Source organism: Sandarakinorhabdus oryzae (genome assembly GCF_009733735.1).
In the GTDB taxonomy this organism is placed as follows: Bacteria; Pseudomonadota; Alphaproteobacteria; order Sphingomonadales; family Sphingomonadaceae; genus Sandarakinorhabdus; species Sandarakinorhabdus oryzae.
In genome coordinates this window covers 1-712 of the sequence record NZ_WNJP01000384.1, presented here as the reverse complement: position 1 = coordinate 712, position 712 = coordinate 1, and the positions used below count along the sequence as shown (strand labels likewise).

The following is a 712-nucleotide window of genomic DNA, read 5'->3' as shown; positions in this document are numbered from 1 at the left end:
CGCGCTGGTGCTGGGGCCGCGCGCCACCCGCGTGCCACCACCGCCGGAGGAAGAGCCGCCACCGCCGGAAGAACAGCCCGACGACCAGCCGCCACCCGAAGAGCCGCCGCCGCCCCCGCCGCCCAGCGACGACAAGCAGGGCGATGATCAGGAGCAGCCGGAGCCGCCGCCGATCGACCCGACCGACATGATCCTGGATGCGGCGCAAACTTCGCTGCCACCCGGCCTGCTCGATGCGCTGGCCGCCGGCACCATCAACAAGGCGCCCAAGGCCAGCGGATCGTCCGGCGCCAAGCAGAAGAGCATCACCAGCGGGCGCCCCGCCGGCGTGCGCCCCGGCATGCCCGGCAGAGGCGCACGGCTGGCGCTGATCGAGACCATCAAGACCGCCGCCCCGTGGCAGAAGATCCGCCCGGTGCGGGAGGATGGCCGCCTCGCCATCCGCACCGACGATCTACGCATCCGCCGCTTCATCGCGCAAACGCAATCCACCACCATCTTCGCCGTCGATGCCAGCGGCTCGGCGGCCTTCGCGCGTCTGGCCGAAGCCAAGGGCGCGGTCGAGCTGCTGCTCGCCGAAGCCTATGTGAAGCGCGCCGAAGTGGCGCTGGTCGCCTTCCGTGGCACGGAGGCGGCGCTGGCGCTGCCGCCCACCCGCAGCCTGCCGCGCGCCAAGAAGGAACTGGCCGGCCTCGCCGGCGGGGGCGGCACG

At 73.5% G+C, this 712-nt stretch carries 1 pseudogene; it reads left to right on the top strand.

Going from position 1 to position 712, the window contains the following annotated elements:
• Positions 1–712 (top strand): annotated as a pseudogene (locus GJ693_RS17315) (magnesium chelatase subunit D); the annotation flags it as partial.